The organism is Bacteroides zhangwenhongii, from assembly GCF_009193325.2.
In the GTDB taxonomy this organism is placed as follows: domain Bacteria; phylum Bacteroidota; class Bacteroidia; order Bacteroidales; family Bacteroidaceae; genus Bacteroides; species Bacteroides zhangwenhongii.
In genome coordinates, this window is the sequence record NZ_CP059856.1 from 2,452,752 (window position 1) to 2,466,624 (window position 13,873).

13 protein-coding genes and 1 other RNA gene are annotated in these 13,873 nt (G+C 41.1%); 3 read left to right on the forward strand and 11 right to left on the reverse strand.

The window, feature by feature from the left end; translation table 11 throughout:
• Positions 1-14: 14 nt before the first annotated feature.
• A complete protein-coding gene (locus tag GD630_RS10045) occupies positions 15-785 on the forward strand; it encodes a copper homeostasis protein CutC (protein WP_143868281.1) in 771 nt (256 codons plus the stop codon).
• Here the strand turns inward: GD630_RS10045 and GD630_RS10050 are convergent.
• Positions 739-3,489, reverse strand: a complete 2,751-nt coding sequence (locus GD630_RS10050; RefSeq protein WP_143868280.1) for a transglutaminase domain-containing protein — start codon at positions 3,487-3,489, stop codon at positions 739-741. The two genes, GD630_RS10045 and GD630_RS10050, sit on opposite strands and share 47 nt — an antisense overlap.
• 300 nt (positions 3,490-3,789) lie before the next feature.
• Here GD630_RS10050 and GD630_RS10055 point away from each other — a divergent pair, with 300 nt between their 5' ends.
• Both GD630_RS10055 and GD630_RS10060 read left to right on the forward strand, forming a co-directional pair.
• A complete protein-coding gene (locus tag GD630_RS10055; protein ID WP_004301914.1) occupies positions 3,790-3,927 on the forward strand; it encodes a hypothetical protein in 138 nt (45 codons plus the stop codon).
• Between the two features lie 97 nt (positions 3,928-4,024).
• Positions 4,025-5,203, forward strand: a complete 1,179-nt coding sequence (locus tag GD630_RS10060; RefSeq protein WP_143868279.1) for a C1 family peptidase — start codon at positions 4,025-4,027, stop codon at positions 5,201-5,203.
• 156 nt (positions 5,204-5,359) lie between these two features.
• Here the strand turns inward: GD630_RS10060 and GD630_RS10065 are convergent, their stop codons facing one another.
• From GD630_RS10065 to ssrA, 10 genes are all read right to left on the reverse strand, one after another.
• Positions 5,360-6,061: a DUF4627 domain-containing protein gene (locus tag GD630_RS10065; protein ID WP_007758006.1), complete on the reverse strand. Its 702-nt coding sequence runs from the start codon at positions 6,059-6,061 to the stop codon at positions 5,360-5,362.
• Positions 6,062-6,110: 49 nt separating this feature from the next.
• On the reverse strand, positions 6,111-8,045 hold the full coding sequence (locus GD630_RS10070) for a heparinase II/III domain-containing protein (RefSeq protein WP_143868277.1): 1,935 nt from the start codon (positions 8,043-8,045) through the stop codon (positions 6,111-6,113).
• 131 nt (positions 8,046-8,176) lie between these two features.
• Entirely contained in the window at positions 8,177-9,268 is a 1,092-nt protein-coding gene (gene dinB, locus GD630_RS10075; protein ID WP_055279139.1) for a DNA polymerase IV, read from the reverse strand.
• 116 nt (positions 9,269-9,384) lie between these two features.
• Positions 9,385-9,729, reverse strand: coding sequence for a HigA family addiction module antitoxin (locus GD630_RS10080; protein WP_007757997.1), 345 nt, complete (start codon positions 9,727-9,729; stop codon positions 9,385-9,387).
• Between the two features lie 7 nt (positions 9,730-9,736).
• Positions 9,737-10,051, reverse strand: a complete 315-nt coding sequence (locus tag GD630_RS10085) for a type II toxin-antitoxin system RelE/ParE family toxin (RefSeq protein ID WP_143868276.1) — start codon at positions 10,049-10,051, stop codon at positions 9,737-9,739.
• Positions 10,052-10,268: 217 nt separating this feature from the next.
• Positions 10,269-10,949 carry a hypothetical protein gene (locus GD630_RS10090; protein WP_143868275.1) on the reverse strand — a complete coding sequence of 227 codons (681 nt, stop codon included), beginning with the start codon at positions 10,947-10,949 and terminating at the stop codon, positions 10,269-10,271.
• 33 nt (positions 10,950-10,982) lie between these two features.
• Complete coding sequence (locus tag GD630_RS10095) at positions 10,983-11,879, reverse strand: hypothetical protein (protein WP_143868274.1); 897 nt, start codon at positions 11,877-11,879, stop codon at positions 10,983-10,985.
• 10 nt (positions 11,880-11,889) lie between these two features.
• Complete coding sequence (locus GD630_RS10100) at positions 11,890-12,306, reverse strand: hypothetical protein (RefSeq protein ID WP_143868273.1); 417 nt, start codon at positions 12,304-12,306, stop codon at positions 11,890-11,892.
• Between the two features lie 6 nt (positions 12,307-12,312).
• Entirely contained in the window at positions 12,313-12,861 is a 549-nt protein-coding gene (locus tag GD630_RS10105; protein WP_229099160.1) for a hypothetical protein, read from the reverse strand.
• A gap of 423 nt (positions 12,862-13,284) precedes the next feature.
• Positions 13,285-13,681: a transfer-messenger RNA gene (gene ssrA / locus GD630_RS10110) on the reverse strand.
• Positions 13,682-13,873: the final 192 nt, after the last annotated feature.

Genomic DNA, 13,873 nt, shown 5'->3' on the forward strand with positions numbered 1-13,873 from the left:
AGTCTTATTAAACTATGAAAGAGTATCAATTCGAGGTCTGTGCCAATTCCGTAGAAAGTTGCCTGGCAGCTCAGACAGGAGGCGCCAATCGGGTAGAACTATGTGCAGGTATTCCGGAAGGCGGGACTACTCCTTCTTACGGAGAAATAGCAATGGCACGTAAAGTTTTGAACACTGCTCGCCTGCACGTTATTATCCGTCCACGAGGCGGAGACTTTCTTTACTCTCCCTTAGAAACAAAGATAATGCTGGAAGATATAGAGATAGCCCGCCATTTGGGAGTGGATGGAGTGGTTTTCGGATGTCTGACGGCAAACGGAGATATTGATACTGTTGCCATGAAAGAATTGATGGAAGCTTCGCATGGATTATCCGTCACTTTCCATCGTGCTTTTGATGTCTGTCGCAATCCCGATGAAGCATTGGAACAGATTATAGAACTGGGATGCGAACGGATTCTGACCTCCGGTCAACAACCTACAGCCGAACAAGGTATTCCTCTACTCAAAAAACTACACCGTCAAGCCGCAGGAAGAATCACCTTACTCGCCGGATGTGGCGTAAATGAAAAGAACATCTCCCGCATTGCCGGAGAAACCGGAATACAGGAGTTTCATTTCTCTGCCCGCGAAAGCATTCCAAGCGGGATGAAGTATAAGAATGAATCGGTATCTATGGGCGGAACCGTACATATCGACGAATACGAACGAAATGTAACTACCGCCCGGAGAGTAATGGCTACAATCCACGAATGTTCTTCATCAGTTGCTCGCCAAGACCGATAGTATATCCTTGCGAGACAAAGACTACCCGATTGAATGTGTCGGCAATAATAAATACGGGCAAATTATTCTTATGTTTCAATTTCATATTCTCTGCAATCTGTTCGTAAATGCCCTCTGTATCTATGCCATACGTAACAGTAGAGGGCAATTCCGGAAATTCCGACGGAAGAAACTTCCGGCATTGAGCCTCATCCGGAAATAACAGAACCATTTTCCGCCCCCACTTTTCCAAGTCTGTCTTTAAAGCGGAAATATCACGCAGAGCATGATTGGTAGGCTCCTGCCCCGAAGCCAGGATTCCTACAACGAAGTAACCACGTCCACAGGCTCGCAACAGACTCTGCTTTTCTGAAAGAGCCACGTTCTGTTCTTCTATTCCTTTCACCGGAGTAAACAGCGATTCCGAGTTGAAGTTTCCGATCACCGCTACACGTTCGCCCGATTCACGCAAATGATAAGGAACTTTCGTAAATTCAAAATAAGGTGCCGTATATGCCGGTAACATAAAAGAAGAAACTCTTGCCAATACACCACCATCGGCCAATCTCGTGCCGGTAACTAATAAATAATATCCTGCATCTACCATCCCCGCAGTTCTTTCCGGAAATCTTTCATCATAGTTTATCAACTCCGGCATTCCGTTTTCTATTTTGGAGATAGTAAATTTACTGTAATATTTAGCCCTATCATCACGATACATTGGTTTGTCTCCATCATATAGTTGATAAAGTCCCTCATAAACCGTCACTCCCTCCTTCTTATCAAAATCCGCTTTTACAAACTTATTGTCAACGTCATAATCCGAAACCGGAGGAATCACATAACCGGCACATCCATCCTGCTCTCTCATATAAGCAGGAATTCCCATACTTCGTGCCAATGCTACAAAAAACAGATCCCGTGAATAAGAATCCGCTACCCGTGAACGCCAGACACCTTCCGGAGAAATAGGAATATGTTGTGAGTTATTTTTTTCATCAATTATAATGCGGTCACCTACCCATTCTACCAATGTTTGAGGAGAAGCACGGAAAGAATCTATTTCCGCCTTCGCAAACTTCGACTGGAAAAAGGATTTATAGGGTGTCAGCGTCTCTGTTGAAATACGCGGACTAAGAACATGGGTAACTTTAGTCAAATCGCAATCAAAGCAAACACCTAAAACGCAATCATATAAAAAATCGGCATCATCTTCCGTATTCATCAAATGATCCATTAATACCTCATACGAAATATCACGGCGGTCTTTCTCTGTTATGATAGCCAATAAAGCTACTCCTTTCAACAATTTTCCTTGCCGGTCCGCTTCCTTTATAAATCGAATCAGTACATCATAATTGCCGCGTGAATCAATAATAAATGAACGTAAATCCTTTTTATAACTCGAGTGCATCTTACATTTTAACCCGGATATCACAGAATCAACCTGCGCAACGTTAGGAAATGTAGCTACATAACTATTACGGATAGAGTCTTCCTGCGCCAACCTATGATCGTTCCCTGTACGTTGTTCCTGTGTCACTTCAGGTAAAGATGCGTTTTCCACAGGAGGAACCATATCTATATCAACCGCAAATATATCTCCCTCCTTCTTATCAAGTACCAATGAAAGTGCCGTCTGCTTACCGAAAGAAAGTTTCGAAAAGTTGAATTTCCCTTTTTTTGAAACCCAAACCAGCATATCTCCTTGTCCGGCACTCAATGAAACTTGCCCCGCAACGTCGGTATATTTAGTAGCGACCGTATAAAACTCAGCATAATTATATATCTTAAAATCAACTTTAGCACCGGACACCGGTTGACCGTCCGTATCAGTCACTGTTACTACAGCCTGTGCCGTCGGTGCATAATTTGCAGTTATATTAATCTCTGTGTAATTTGCAGTCTCAAGCATAACCTCTTCCGGCCCATTATAACGCCCGAATACCTTTGTATGCATCAACATACCCCGACTTGCAGGCGCATTAAACCATCCCAGATTCAACACAGGTTCCGGCTCACAAGCACCGAGAAAGTACCATTTTCCATCCGCCCAAGCCTCTACCCAAGCATGATTATCATCCGTATGAGCCCAACGGGGAGTATATACCTGCCGCGCCGGAATCCCGACAGAACGTAATGCTGCAACCGTGAAAGTAGATTCCTCTCCGCAACGGCCGTACGCAGATCTCACTGTAGCCAATGGTGAGCTGGTACGCGCGTCACTCGGACGATACACCACTTTCTCATGACACCAATGATTGACCTCCAAGATTGCCTCCTTCATAGAAAGTCCTTCTACCCTGTCCTTCAATTCTCCATAAAACACTTCACGGGATTCATCCAGACTCTCATTATTCACCCGGACAGGCAATACGAAATGCCGGTACAATTCATCAGGAACCGTCTTTCCCCAAGGCATTTCACTACGCGTCTGAGCGGAAAGGCGGATAGTTTTCAAATAATATTCTCCCGGATAATCCGTAATATCTCCTATCGGCATATAAGCATAAAGAAACATCAAAGCTTCACGTTCGGCAAGAGTTAAAGTAGTGTCCGAGAAAATTGCGAACAAATCACCGTTAGGCAGAGCTTGTTGTTTCTGTTCTAAATCCTGAAAGACCTGTCGACGATATGATTCTTCTTTCAGAAAATGGGATTCACTGCAAGAAAATATTACAGCAGAGAAAAAGAAAATAAACAGAAAGCGGAGAAGTGTTTTCATATTTATGTGTTAATTAAGTAAACGAATAGGCAAATAAGTACGTATATTGAAATACACATTCACAAAAATACAAGATTTTTTCATAAATACGGAATAACTCTCTGTAAATGTATGTAATACGTTTGTAACATCCACCGTGTTCGAACCTCTTATAAAAAGTTTTTTTAAAGGATAAAGAAGATTTTTATGTTTTACAGCATATAATCCAAAAACATTTCGTACCTTTGCAGTGTTAATAAAGAAAACAAGATGTAAAATCGCTCTTCAAAACGTGGAGGGCAAAAAAAGAGGAAACAAATTATGAAAAAGAATGCAAATGAAAAGATTATGATGTTACAGTACCGTATCAAACGCTATCAAGCAATGGGAAACGGCGCTATGTGCCAAACCTTGAACGGTAAACTTCAAAAACTGCTGTCACAGCAGGTAGCCATGTAAATAAACACACTAATTATATTGAAAAAAGCGAGGAACTTTCGAGTATCCTCGCTTTTTTTATACATTTGTACTCAATAAATAATAAAACACATAGATTATGAAGAAACTATTGATGTCGGTTGCAGTACTTTTATTAGCCGCAACCACCTTTGCACAAACACCCGGTTATGAATTCACAACCATCGTATCGCACAAAACGACTCCCGTCAAGGACCAGGCTTCCACCGGAACCTGCTGGTGCTTTGCCGCCGCTTCTTTTATGGAATCCGAATTACTTCGTATGGGAAAGGGGGAATACGACCTCTCGGAAATGTTTATTGTCCGCCAAAAATATATGAACCAAATGGAAGACAACTACCTCCGCCGGGGCAAAGGAAACATTGGAGAAGGAAGTCTGGCACATACTTTCAAAAATGCCTATAAACAAGTGGGGATCGTACCTGAAGAAGCCTATTCCGGTCTGATCAATGGTAATACGGATCATAATCACGGAGCATTATGCCGCTACTTCAAAGCTTTGGTCGATGCCAATATCGCTTCCAAGAAACGTACACCACAGTATTATTCACTGATTGATAATCTATTCGATACGTATCTGGGCAAACTACCGGAGAAGTTCACTTATAAAGGAAAAGAATATACACCGCAGTCTTTCACTGAAAGTCTGGGACTGAACATGGATAATTATATCGAGTTGACCAGTTTTACCCACAAACCTTATTATGAAACTTTCTCACCGGAAGTACCCGATAATTGGGAAAACCAGCCAATGTATAACCTCCCTCTGGATGAATTGATAGAAGCCATCGACTATGCACTAAACAAGGGGTATACCGTATGTTGGGATGGGGACGTCAGCGAACAAGGTTTCTCTTTTAAGAACGGAATTGCCATCAATCCGCAAGTGGAAGATATAAAAGACTACTCCACTACCGACCGTGCCCGTTTTGAAGAGATGCCTAAATATCAACGTCTGGATGAAGTTTTTAAGTTTGAACATCCTTATCCGGAAATCAAGGTAACACCGGAAATCCGTCAAGAAGGCTACGAGAAATTTGTAACGACAGATGACCATTTAATGCACATCACCGGTATTGCCAAAGACCAAAACGGCACTAAATACTATATAACTAAAAACTCTTGGGGAGCGGACGGTAATAAATTCGGGGGATATCTTAATATGTCCGAAAGCTATGTACGCGCTAAAACAATCTGCGTCATGGTACACAAAGACTCCCTGCCGAAAGAATTGAGAAAGAAACTCGGAATCAACTAAAAGATATAAGTCCTATAATTGAGATAAGGATATCCTGAAATAAAAAAAGCAACTACTTCATTGCGAATTAGTTGCTTTTTTAGGGATATTCAGTAAATGTCCTTGAAATAATCTGTGATAATTTGCGTTAATCTACGCTTTAACCACTTTTTCCTCTTATTTCTTTCTTAATGTGACATCACTGATTTCTACAACGCCACCTTTATTCTGAGCAAGAATAGCTACATAGCAGTCTTTCAAGATAGCAGCGTCATCATCCGTATCAGATACTTCCAAATCAGCATTTGCTTTCTTACTGCTGATAGCGTTCACAACTTGTCCCATGTCGTAATAAACTACCACTTTCGTCCATTTGTCTGCATCCTTAATTTTGAAGTTGTACTGTGCTCCCGAAGCATTCGGTTGAGAATCAGCATCATAATCACGACGCATAAAGAAGGTGGTATTGTACTTGCCATTATCATTCTTTTCTTCATTCGTCTGCTTGATATATACACTTACCGGAGTACCGGCTTCTTTTGCTTTCGCATAAAAAGTAAGGACATAGATACCTTTCTGCAACCCGTCTGTAACACGCTGTCCCAAGAAAGCCTTGTACCAGGAAATGTTCTTTGCAGCTCCGGAGTTGTCTATCTTCATGGCATTAGGATATTTGGCATCACCCGTCTGTTCCCAAGCAATGGTAGTTGCACCGTCAGCTTCATTATTCATGATGAACCATTCACCGGCTGTCGCCTTATTCGGATTGGTCACCTTGTTCGTTACTTCTGTTGCGAATTTCTCGTTTTTAATCAGATTCTGAGCGCTTACGCTTACTCCTGCAATAGCCAAAAGGCCGGCAAATACTACTTTTTTCATCTTACTGTGATTTAATTGTTTAATACCTTTATAATTCTAAGTTCTTATTTTACTTCACTTGTTGAATGACAAACTTATAGTTCCCAGTCGCTTTCTTTTCTTCTGTCTTCAGTGTGATGCGATAAATCTCCTTGCCCCAAACATTAGAAAGGCGGGGATCATCCAATTTAATAGTTTCCAGTTCTGCTTTAAACTGAGACGGATAATCCAACTCTACTTTCTGTCCTTTCACTTCAACACGCACTTTGCCGGGAGAAGGAAAGCTAACCTTTCCCCAAGTCAGGAAATTAAGTTGATTGGGAGCCAGTGCCTCATTCAATGTATAGTTGTCCGTAATCATCAGTTTACGGTCGTCCAATGCATACGAACGAATCCAACTCTTTACTTTTGCTTCTGCCGGATAAGCTGTGGCAATATCTGCAGAAAAAATACGCTTCTTTTCATTGCAAACAGTATTGGTCGCTTTATATTGTTGACCGAATTTTTGCGGAACTCCGTTTATCATCGGTAAGTTATGATAATTGCTTTGCATGGTCCAGATAGTATAACGGTCTTTTCCGAACGTCTGCTTGGTATAGGTACCGACTCCGGCATCAATAAATACAGGAATCGTGTTTACATACAAAGAGAACGTTCCTACATCATTATGGTTATGGCTTTCATTATTGAATCCGCCTTTGGCAGCGAGCAGCATACCATTCTTATTTTTCATGTAGCAGAATTCAGTTTCGGGATACCAAGTAACATCCGGCATATCGTGTTTCGGGGTCGCTTTTTCCAGGTCATTACAGCAAAGCAGGGATTGAAGGGAACGGAAAGCGTCATTGCCCATAGTAGCATACGGCTTTCTGCCATTCAGCAAGTAAGCTGCAAAATGCATCATTTCATCACTGCTGACCGCTTTACCGAAACGGTAAATCAACAGAGGGTCACCCCCACCCTGTGCCGAAGCATCGGCGAAGTTCACTACCCAGCCATTGCCTACGTAGGAACGGGACATATATTCACCCATCCGGCGAATCATCGGTTCATTAAACAAGGATATCTTGCCTCCTGTACCATCGGAAAGAATTTGGAGATAATCATAGAGTTTTCCGGCAGCATGTCCCCAATAAGAGGTTCCTTCTTCACAAGCGCCATCGGACTTTACGAAATTAATGAATTTATCCACTGACTTCATAGAACGATAAACGGCTTTGGCCAGCTTGTCCTTATTATTTTCCATCAGGAGGAAACATTGCAAAGCATTGGAATTACACCAAGGATTCCAGTTATTGATAATTTCTCCCGGTTGCCAGTTGAAAGCCATCCACCACATTTCATCATCATTCATATAAGGATCGAGAATACGTTCTTTGATTGCTTTACGCATTTGTAGGGATACTACAGGATTGATCTTATCGAATGGCTTACGGAAAAAATAGTGTACCCACGCCATCAAGGCTCCATACCCCCCTGAGCCCAAATCAATAATCTGTTCGCGGAAATCGGGAAGCGAACGTTTACTGCTCTGACGGGGCAAGTGTGCAGATAAAACCCATGAATTCATTTCGCAGCTCATATAAGCTCCATTGAGAAGTTGGTCGATAAAGCGTCCCTTTCCCTCCGCCAGTTCGGCAAGCATCAGGGTATTAAGTGCTCTACGATTATCGTCGTAAGGAACCTCCATCACTTTTCGGTTGCCGCTACGCTCGTATTCCAAATAAGCGGTGGCAGGAATCAGTTGCCATTTGTAGTTGAGAAGTTTTTCACCGGCTTCGATAAGACGTTGTTTGTTGGGACCCATCAGCGAATCCCAAGCGGCACGATCCGTATAAGCAGGATAAGGCACCCACGCTTGTTTCATCACTAACACATTTTTCAATGTAGATTCGTCTGCCGCTTTTTGCAGCATATTGCGTTCGGTGTAAGCATTGGCTTTGAAAGTGAAACTTCCTAAAGCGGCTACTAAAAGAACACAAAGCAAATGTTTCATTCGATTCATGGTATTTTTGTTCATTTAAGTAAGGCAAAGATAGTGTATATCTTATAAAATAAGGTGAGTAAATCATACGAACCTAATGACAAAAAAGTACATACCTCCAAAATCGTACTCATCATTGCCTTATTTTAAGTTCAATCCCAATCACTAAATTCAAAACTCAACTGTTCCCAAACGCCGTGTTGTTCATCGGCTTCCTCCTTCGGATTAGAGACGGAAAGTCCGATAAGGCGAATCGGGTGCTGTTCATATTCTACACTTTTAAGCAATTCTTTTGCAAGCGGAAGTATACGGTCCAAGGTTGTTAACTCTTGCGGCTGGGTAAGACTTCGGGTTATCTGACTAAAATCATGAAACTTGATTTTCAGCGTTAGGGTGTTTCCTTTGAAATCTTTATGGTTGAGTCGTTCGACGAGCTCCACCGCCACATGATATAGTTCGATAATCACCGATGAACGGGTAGAGATATCCCGCTCCAATGTACGTTCGCATCCGATAGATTTACGAATACGGACAGCCTCCACCGGACGTTCATCAATCCCCCGTGCACATTCGTAATAAAGAGCCCCTACCTTTCCAAAATGCGCTGTCAGCATTTCCAAAGAGCATTTCCGTAGTTGGAGCCCGTTGCGAATGCCGAGTAGATGCATTTTCTTGGCGGTCACAGGGCCTACTCCCCAAAATGATTCGATAGGGAGACGAGCGATAAAATCAAGCGCTTGTTCCGGATGAATGGTACATAATCCGTCCGGTTTGCGATAGTCTGAAGCTATTTTAGCCAGGAATTTATTATAAGAAACTCCGGCAGACGCAACGAGATTGAGCTGTTCACGAATCTTTTGCTTTATTTCTTTGGCTATGTCCACTGCCAATGAAATGCCTTTCTTATTCTCCGTCACATCCAGAAAAGCCTCATCTAAAGAAAGAGGTTCAATAATATCCGTATACTCATGGAAGATTTCATGTATCTGCCGGGAAACTGCTTTATAGACATCCATCCGCCCATGCACAAAGATCAACTGCGGGCAAAGGCGTTTCGCCTTTTGGGAGGACATCGCCGAACGGACACCATAACGCCGGGCTTCATAGCTGGCAGCAGCCACAACTCCCCTCTCCTCTGCATGACCTACCGCCAAAGGCTTGCCACGAAGTTCAGGATTATCACGCTGTTCTACTGAGGCGTAAAAAGCATCCATGTCGATATGTAGAATCTTTCTATGAGTCATTGGAAGACATTAGCAGAGCGAAGTTACTACAAAAAGATTAGTGCTGCATGGAAAAATAACAAAAGAAAGAATAGAACGCATAAAAAGGTTATTACCCAATACTGTTCAACACAAAATTATAGCAATGCGGCAACCTTCCGAATGTTTTCGAGACGTTTGGCGAAAGCCTGGTTACGCTTAGCATTAAGCATATCAAAATCAGCCTGCAAACCTGTAAGAATATGCGCAGGAATACCCAATGCAGCTTCAAACAAAAGAGCATATTGAGGGTTTACAGCACGTTTACAGTTAATAATATCATTTACAACAGTATATGACGCCCCCATTCTATCAGCAAGTTTCTTTTGTGATATACCACGAAACTCGATTTCATCTTTGATCAGTTCTCCAGGATGAGTCGGCTCATAAGGGTCGATGTTGTTTGCAATCATTTTAGGATCTATTCCTTTTACTTCAATCATAACGAAATTATTTACAATGGTTTGACAATTCAAGGACATTACATACGGTAATAACAGTTTCGACAGTTTCACTTACAGTAAATTCAATACGATATTGGTCGTTCACACGGATTGACGAAATGTCCGTCTTATTACCTTTCAGGACTTCATAATGCAAAGAGGGCAGCAAAAATAGTTCTTCGATTTTATTTACCCGTTTAAGGTAATCGATTCCTTTTTTATATCTTTTCACTATGTCGGGCTGAAAACGATGCTTCTTGTCATCGCATTTGCCTTTTTCGTAAAGTTGTTGCAAATAGTCCTTATCGAATGTTACTATCATATTTCGTTTCTCGTTTATGTTACGAAGATAGTATTTGTTTTTTCATTATCAACAAAAAAGTTGATTTGCTTCTCATTTAAAAGCAAAATATTTAGAAACCTTATCTTGGAAATGACTCCTTTATAGTAATAATTGACAGATGGAAAGGTTTATTTTAGCAAGAAATTTATTATAAGATACTCCGTCCATTAAAAGCACATCATTCTGTGTATCATAATCATCTGAGAGGATGAGTATCATACTGCGTAATCACCACCTTTACCGGCAAGTCCTTGCCACGCTGGTAATGCCCCTCAAAGAAATAATTGGGAATGCTAAAATGAAAATCAGCAGTTTCGCCTTTCTTAGGATATTTCGCCTTATAACGCATGGTCGCCTCACGGGAAGGGACAAAAGCCTGATAGTAATCGCTGAAACGATAATTCATATAGAACCTCTTTGAATTATAAGCTGTACCTGCCATATCACATAAATCCGTAGTCAGCCCTACATAGCCCAAATCGTATTCTCTTTCAAAATTCACATTAAAAAGAATCTTGCCATTCAAGAGGATGCTACCATCTTTATCCACCTCTGTTATCACGAATTTGTCTATACTAAAGTAATCAGTTCGGCAATCTACCGGAATTTCACGCCCCACTATCTCATCCACTTTCTCGTCACGAAGTGTTTGGGGCAGTTCTTTGTGCAACAAATCCTCTTGTTCTTTCGTGTATTTTCTTCTCTCATCACCACTACTCCTATTGATTCGCAACTGCAACGCATGCGCCTTATTATCATACCGGCACACGATGTCGGGCACCTTGCCGAATGTAGTCTCCGATTCATAATGAGTACACCCCGCCAACAGACACAGGGCAAATCCTCCTACAACTAAAAACGTCTTTGCTTTCATCATAACATAGTATTTTTATATATATCAATTTACAATTCATTCTTCACGTCGCATGGTTTCTTCCACTTGCTTATTCATCTTTTCAAACTCGGTCGGTTCTTTTTCTTCACCGTCACTGTTCACCCCACGCAACCATACAAATATCCCGACAATAAGAGCCAATGAGGCGTAATAGCCCACTGACAACCCAGTCCCAGACGGATAATCTATAACTCGGAGAAACACAAACACATGACAACACAAAGCCATGACAAAAGCTACCCAAAATTCCCAATCGGGCATCTTTCTCTTACGCGTTAACGACACAATGCAAGCATAAAACGCCAAATATGTAACATAAGCCGCATAGCGAATCAATTGGTCATCTCCATCACTGCTGTCGTGATAAAAGTCGTATACCCTACTACCCGTCTTTGTAAACGGTAAAAACGCTAAAAAGAAAACGGCTATTACCAATAAGAGAATACCTATCCTGTTTTCAATAGGGAGTTTGCCTTCATCGGGCAATGTGACATAAGCCAAGCAGAAATAGAATAGCAGCAAAAGAAAAGGAGTCCAGAAACCCGCTCCGCAAAAGCCGTGAGCCTCCATAAAGAAGAAAGACAAATACCCGCAAGACAATACAATTCCCCCCACTATACGCACCACGTTCAAAAATCGGCCGACTAAAAATGCCTCACTCGCCGCAAGCAACACGAAGCCACACAGCATAATGTAGCCAACAAGATGTTTCACTTCAAACGCAACATACAATCCGAATGTATGATATCTGAAAAGTTTCTTAACCGCATCCAAGTCCATCAGTTCATGACCTGTAAATCCTTCATTAAATAGCTTTACCACATTAAATTGGTAAAACAGGTATAAAGCCAGCAATGGCACTCCCACCAAAAGCACCTTATGTCCGATACTTCTTTCTTTTTGTTCCATCATATCTTCTTTTTTATTTTAATTCATGCCAATAAAGATTTATACACTCCACATCCTGATAAGAGTACCGGTCATAATACACCACATACCGATATTCCGTATTTTCATAAATCCAACGATAAAACTGTATCCATTTTCCGGCTCTTGTTTCTTCTGAATATTCAGATTCCATATCACCAAACGCAGAAACAAGCTCCAACATCACGCTATAAGATGTTTCTTGATTGAAAGATATAGTGGGATGAAAGCGCAATGCTCCCCGCTCTACCGTATATTTCCTGTCATAGTCATTGCAACCGGTCCTACGTGCAATCAATTGAATTATTTCCATTTGTTTTTCTTCGTTTACCCGATTATTACACATACGAGGAATCACCATATAAGAAGCAATAGCTATGAGAGAAAAGAAAAACAATATCATTCTTTTCATACTTGTCTACCAATTTAAATCGCGTACACAATTCCAGCGTTTCAAGTTTCTATCATACTCCAAGAGATATTCTTTTGTCCCCGAAATATCAGCAAATTGAGAAGAATTATACTTATTAATCCGCTTGGCCCAATCTGTAACTTCATAGTGATAGCCCACCAATGCAATCATATAACGAGAAGTATCATAACCTGCCGGTCCGGCACTTATGAAAGAGATACCATCCAAATGAGGATTGGCATAGACATATCGCGCATTATCTTCGTTTACTTCTATAAATTTATCATTATATTTGGGATTTAATTTGCTCCAATAAACACCACCCGGCAATAAGATACCGTCTTTGATAAGTGCTTGGCGCGGGGTTCGTTTCAATTTAAAATTATATGAATCCAAAGCAGAACCAATACTCACTCCAAAAACGAATTTATCAATTTTCGGTTCCAGCCGGATTTGGTTCAAAATCTCACTTTCAGCTGGCATGGGCGGCTTAAAAGTACATCCAACCCAAAGGAATACTCCCAAAAGAGTTAAATAAAAAGGTTTGTTTTTCATAAGACAATCATTAGATCCTCCAGTTCTTTCAGAATCCTAATAATAAAACAAAAAGCGTAGAACTGCGTACCACCATTTGTCATTGAAGGTCCTGAGAAAACCCGAAAACACAAAATGGATGGATAGCAGTCCCACGCCGGAAACCAGCGTAGGAAACATACTATGCCATTCTTGTGTTTTCTTGAAAGTTTCTCAGGTTTTCAATGACAAGAATAAAGCACAACGCTTCTTACAATTTTTTCTCCACTAAAAATAAAGCCACAAACTCTTTTGTGCTTTGGCTGCAAATATATCAAAATATTCTTAGAAGCAAGAATTATATATAAAAAAACATACGATACAAAACAAAAGATCCGACTTTACTACATTTCTGTATGTAAAATCGGATCTTTTACTCCCATCAGCTCATTGATTACCAACATTTTGTGGACCTGGAGGGAATCGAACCCTCGTCCAAACGAGGAAATCATAAGCTTTCTACATGCTTATCTTTGCCTAGATTTTCGAACAGGAACAGAACCAAAGCCATCAATTCCTGCCTTATCCTCTAAAGTTTCATCAAAAGTGCGAGGCCACTTTCAACTATCCCCGATGTAACTGCACCACTGAACCGGAACGCTTCGGAGCAACAGCTTCCGAGTGATGTCTCGTCCTAGCACCTTGTGCCTGGATTAAGCTAATCTACTATGATTCGATTAAGCAGCAAGAGCGTAATTAGTTTCGCCAGATAAAATTTTGATAACTGAGATTTAAGTGGAAATTACCGACCCACTGCATGCTTACCTACCATTTCTGCCCGCTGTCAAATCCAGTCAAGCCCATGACTTTGCAACAAGCTGAAAATTCTGCTTTATTGGATGCAAAGATAGAAAATGTTTTGGTATCGTTCATCATTCTTTTGCAATTATTATCACTTTACTCCTACCTTCCCCTACCACAACCAGATATAAAAGACAAGAAACATTTTCTAAATAACGAAAAGACATTGGTGAATATTATATCAAAGCATTAT

What these genes read in the sequence shown, in the direction of transcription:
- GD630_RS10050 (WP_143868280.1), bottom strand. Translation starts at nt 3,489, where the DNA reads ATGAAAACACTTCTCCGCTTTCTGTTTATTTTCTTTTTCTCTGCTGTA.
- GD630_RS10065 (WP_007758006.1), bottom strand. Translation starts at nt 6,061, where the DNA reads ATGAAAAAAGTAGTATTTGCCGGCCTTTTGGCTATTGCAGGAGTAAGC.
- dinB (WP_055279139.1), bottom strand. Translation starts at nt 9,268, where the DNA reads ATGACTCATAGAAAGATTCTACATATCGACATGGATGCTTTTTACGCC.
- GD630_RS10060 (WP_143868279.1), top strand. Translation starts at nt 4,025, where the DNA reads ATGAAGAAACTATTGATGTCGGTTGCAGTACTTTTATTAGCCGCAACC.
- GD630_RS10085 (WP_143868276.1), bottom strand. Translation starts at nt 10,051, where the DNA reads ATGATAGTAACATTCGATAAGGACTATTTGCAACAACTTTACGAAAAA.
- GD630_RS10045 (WP_143868281.1), top strand. Translation starts at nt 15, where the DNA reads ATGAAAGAGTATCAATTCGAGGTCTGTGCCAATTCCGTAGAAAGTTGC.
- GD630_RS10070 (WP_143868277.1), bottom strand. Translation starts at nt 8,045, where the DNA reads ATGAATCGAATGAAACATTTGCTTTGTGTTCTTTTAGTAGCCGCTTTA.
- GD630_RS10105 (WP_229099160.1), bottom strand. Translation starts at nt 12,861, where the DNA reads ATGAAAAACAAACCTTTTTATTTAACTCTTTTGGGAGTATTCCTTTGG.
- GD630_RS10100 (WP_143868273.1), bottom strand. Translation starts at nt 12,306, where the DNA reads ATGAAAAGAATGATATTGTTTTTCTTTTCTCTCATAGCTATTGCTTCT.
- GD630_RS10090 (WP_143868275.1), bottom strand. Translation starts at nt 10,949, where the DNA reads ATGATGAAAGCAAAGACGTTTTTAGTTGTAGGAGGATTTGCCCTGTGT.
- GD630_RS10080 (WP_007757997.1), bottom strand. Translation starts at nt 9,729, where the DNA reads ATGATTGAAGTAAAAGGAATAGATCCTAAAATGATTGCAAACAACATC.
- GD630_RS10095 (WP_143868274.1), bottom strand. Translation starts at nt 11,879, where the DNA reads ATGATGGAACAAAAAGAAAGAAGTATCGGACATAAGGTGCTTTTGGTG.
- GD630_RS10055 (WP_004301914.1), top strand. Translation starts at nt 3,790, where the DNA reads ATGAAAAAGAATGCAAATGAAAAGATTATGATGTTACAGTACCGTATC.